This is a genomic window from Mesotoga infera, from assembly GCA_011045915.1.
In the GTDB taxonomy this organism is placed as follows: Bacteria; Thermotogota; Thermotogae; order Petrotogales; family Kosmotogaceae; genus Mesotoga; species Mesotoga infera_D.
Genome location: DSBT01000369.1, coordinates 1 through 3,725, shown reverse-complemented (window position 1 = coordinate 3,725; position 3,725 = coordinate 1). Strand labels below are relative to the sequence as shown.

The 3,725-nt window shown below is 43.9% G+C and carries 3 protein-coding genes and 2 pseudogenes; all 5 read left to right on the top strand.

All coding sequences use genetic code 11. The annotated features are described in order from the left end of the window. Positions 1-267 precede the first annotated feature (267 nt). Positions 268-468, top strand: a pseudogene (locus ENN47_11980) (IS1634 family transposase). A gap of 410 nt (positions 469-878) precedes the next feature. Further along, positions 879-1,667: an alpha/beta hydrolase gene (locus ENN47_11975; GenBank protein HDP78867.1), complete on the top strand. Its 789-nt coding sequence runs from the start codon at positions 879-881 to the stop codon at positions 1,665-1,667. 252 nt (positions 1,668-1,919) lie between these two features. Continuing rightward, positions 1,920-2,663 (top strand): hypothetical protein, encoded by a 744-nt coding sequence (locus ENN47_11970; GenBank protein ID HDP78866.1) that lies wholly within the window; start codon positions 1,920-1,922, stop codon positions 2,661-2,663. A 191-nt stretch (positions 2,664-2,854) separates the two neighbouring features. Further along, positions 2,855-3,052 (top strand): annotated as a pseudogene (locus ENN47_11965) (IS1634 family transposase). Between the two features lie 468 nt (positions 3,053-3,520). Next, the coding region (locus ENN47_11960; GenBank protein ID HDP78865.1) for a GntR family transcriptional regulator at positions 3,521-3,725 on the top strand (205 nt) is incomplete at its 3' end.

Below are 3,725 nucleotides of genomic sequence, written 5' to 3'. Positions count from 1 at the left end.
GAGCTTCCTTTAGGTCTCATTTTCGAAGTCAATCAAGAGTTACTCTATACCAGATCCGATAACTCGCAACCTCTGCACCTTGATTAACTTGAAATAGAAATACAATCCTGGGAGCTGAAGCGCGAAATAAGGAGAGAGAGTTCTGGAATTGGTACGTACGTCTGGATAAGATACAAGAGAGCGATCTTGTATATGACGCCGCGTATCGTTCTTTGTGTCTTAACGTAGCTAAATAGTCGAAGAATGCATTGGTATAATATATGTGCTATGTTTCTTAGACTGAAGAATTTCAAAAACAAAGACGGTTCCACCAGAAGCTACCTGCAGATCGTAGAGAATATACGAGCAGGGAATAAGACCAGACAGAGAGTTCTGGTTAATCTAGGGAGAGTAGACGATCTTCAGAACAGCGGCCAGATAGATAGGCTGATTGAAGGTCTTGCGAAATATTCTACAAAGAAGTGGATAACTGTCCAGGAATAGTACTGATATCCCCCTTAGGATTTTCCCATCTTTTATGCAGAAAATCGTATGTTTGCTTCCTTCTTTCGTGGAAGTTCCCAAAAGAAGCGAGTCTGTCGTTGAAGGCATTTTGCGCCGTCGAAAGTTACAGTCTCAGAGAATGCAGAAGAGACCACTGTGGTGGGACGTCTCTTTTTCTTTTAATCCCCCTTTTTTATTGCTTTTTAGGCTTATTGCTGTCAAAGCTTGGATTAAATATCAGATAAATTAATAACCTATCCGGAAGTCACTTGACGCCAAAATACTTCGGAGAACACCAGTATCATTGAGAAGGATGGAATAGGATGAGGTAGTGATAGAGTTTTGACAGATAAGCGCATTTAAGAACACTCCAACTGGAGGCGAAAGACAAGAAGATGGATAATCTGAGAATGTACGGCGACCCTCCATACAGAGTTGTCGTTGCCCATGGAGGACCGGGAGCGGCCGGAGGAGTCGCACCCCTCGCGAGAGAGCTGGGAAAGAGATGGGGAGTTCTGGAGCCTTATCAGACAAAGAAGACGGTATTCGGACAAGTAGAGGAGTTGAGGGAGATTGTCGAGAGTTATTGCATTTCCCCGGTTATTCTTCTGGGACATTCTTGGGGAGCTTGGCTCGTCTTCTTGTTTGCGGCAGAGCATAGCGATCTTGTGGATAGGATAATACTAATAAGCAGCGGTCCTTTCGAGCAGCATTACGCTTCCGGTATTATGAATACTCGCCTGAACCGTCTTGGCGCAGAAGAAAGGGCTCGAGCGGGAAAACTCATGAGCCTCCTGAACAATGCAGAACTGAAAGATAGAGAACTGCTATCTGAGTTCAGAGAACTCCTGGCCAAGACAGACCACTTCGATCTTCTCGAAGATGCCGAAAGAGTCGAAGTCAATATCAATGCAGAGATATACAAGAGCGTATGGACAGAGGCCTCAGAGATGAGAAGCAGCGGAGAGCTTCTCGAGAATGGCAAGAAGATTCGTTGTCCCGTTCTCGCAGTCCATGGCGATTACGACCCCCATCCGGCAGAGGGTGTCGAGATCCCGCTTTCAAGGGTACTTGAGAATTTCAGGTTCAGACTCCTGGAAAGATGCGGCCACATGCCCTGGATGGAAAGACATGCCAGAGAAGAGTTTTACAAGATAGTAGAAGCCGAGCTTGAGAAAAGATAATCTCTCTCGATATCTGGATATGCAGAGGCTGGAATTGACAAAGAATACAGATTGGTTCAGCAAAATCCCGCAGAAGAGGAATCACGACACCAAACGAGCTTGGGGAGAGCAAAGATTCATAAACAGGCTGACGCAATCATTCTGAATCCAAGCGCAAACGGAATTCAACAATCCTCTTCGCCAAAACATAAATGAGAGTCTGATCCTATTTAATGGAGCAGCAGATAAACGGCAAATATTCCGAGGTGATTTATGAAAGATCTGAACTGGCCTTACAGAGGTCTATCTAATCATCTCCAACCAATAGCAAGCGGGCATCTAGTGGTGGTTGGAGGACTGTACATGAGCGGAAAGACAACGCTTCTGCTAAACCTGGCATATAAATTTGCTCTTGAAGGTGGACATGTTGCCTTTTTCTCATGTAGCGAGCCTTCCAAAAACCTTCAGACAAGACTTTTGCGAAGAGTTTTCGAATCACAGCTAAAGCTGGAAGATACGAAAGATCTGCCCACAGATGAATTAGATGAATTGAATCGCAGTTTGTATGAAATGAAGCAGCTCACATTAGATATTGTAGGTTTGAAGGAACGTAGCATAGAAAGAACGATAGAAGTTGCAAACGAACTTAATCATTCTAGAGGGATCGAAATCTTCATCATCGACGACCTTTACCTCTTGTCAGGAAAGAGGAAAGCTTGTGGCCTTCTAAAGCAAGTTGGAATGACCCTGGGCGTTTCATTCATCGTTGCGACCAAGCTGAAACACTCAGCGTACAGAAATGCTGGGAAGATACCAAGAATAAAGGATTTTGAAGGAAACGGCTCACACTTCGCAGAAGCCGATTCCATCATGATACTTCATTGCCCATCTGATCATTGGTCAAGTTCAAATGGAATTGATGAAGTTAAAATCACCTTATCCAGAGCCGGTGGTGTCGATGTAGATTTAACGGAAGTTCTTCAATTTGACTGGAGCAAGTCTGTCGTAAACGACTAGACCTGAGAGTCAAGAAGCCGTGTGCATTGGACAAGCGATGGGTTGGAGTTGCGAGCATCATGTTTTGCCTTTTTTGAACGAGAATGGTTTCTGTCTGCACATATGATTTGTGGCGCTTAGAAAGACTCTTGAAACGATAATTACAGCCGAGAGTACACTAGGTTCTACAGAAGAAAGAGAAGCGAGAATGTTTGAAATTAAGGACAGACAGACAGCTTCCAAAAGAAAAAGAAGCCCTGAAAGAAAAGAGTCTGACCCAATTTATGCGAGCAGGGAATAGGACCAGACAGAAAGCCTTGGTTAATCTGGGGAGAGTAGACGATCTCCAGAACAGCGGCCAGATAGACAGGCTGATTGAAGGTCTTGCGAAATATTCCACAAAGAAGTGGCCAACTGTCCAGGAATAGTACTGATATCTCCCTTAGGATTTTTTGCATATTTGTGCAGAAAATCGTATTTTCGCTTACTTCCTTCTTTTGTGTGCGAACTCCCTCAAGAAGCGACTCAATATGATCTTACTATTCGTAGACAATGTCATCCACTGGTGCCGCTATCTGCACTCCTGCATAGTGCACTCTAACTTTTTTAATGGCATGTAAAAAAGTGAGTCAGTCACCAAAGAAGCAAAAGAGAAATTATCTTCTGTTCCCCCAAATTCCTGTTCAAGAAGTGCGCTTCTTCTTTATTGAGACTCAGGTTTTTCTTCTGTTTTCAAGGAACTCGGAGATTTAGACTGTTAATCGGCTATTATTATAGATGGTCGTTGCGCATTGCGGATAGTGGTATTTTGAAATCAAAACAAATATTTGAGACAATAGGACCGGTCAACCTGTCGACCGGATATCAGGAGGACTAGTATGAAAAACGAAGTTCCGATGTACAGAGTTCTGTTTAAACGGATTACTCAGATGATAAAAGAGCAGGAACTGTCTCCTGGAGACAGACTACCAACCGAACGCGAGCTTATGGATGAGTTTGGGGTAAGCAGGGCAACTGTCGTTAGGGCGATGACCGAGCTCGAAAATTCCAATGTTGTCAAACGAATACAAGGGAAAGGCACTT

Coding starts and splice junctions, on each gene's coding strand:
- ENN47_11975 (HDP78867.1), top strand. CDS start 879: ATGGATAATCTGAGAATGTACGGCGACCCTCCATACAGAGTTGTCGTT.
- ENN47_11970 (HDP78866.1), top strand. CDS start 1,920: ATGAAAGATCTGAACTGGCCTTACAGAGGTCTATCTAATCATCTCCAA.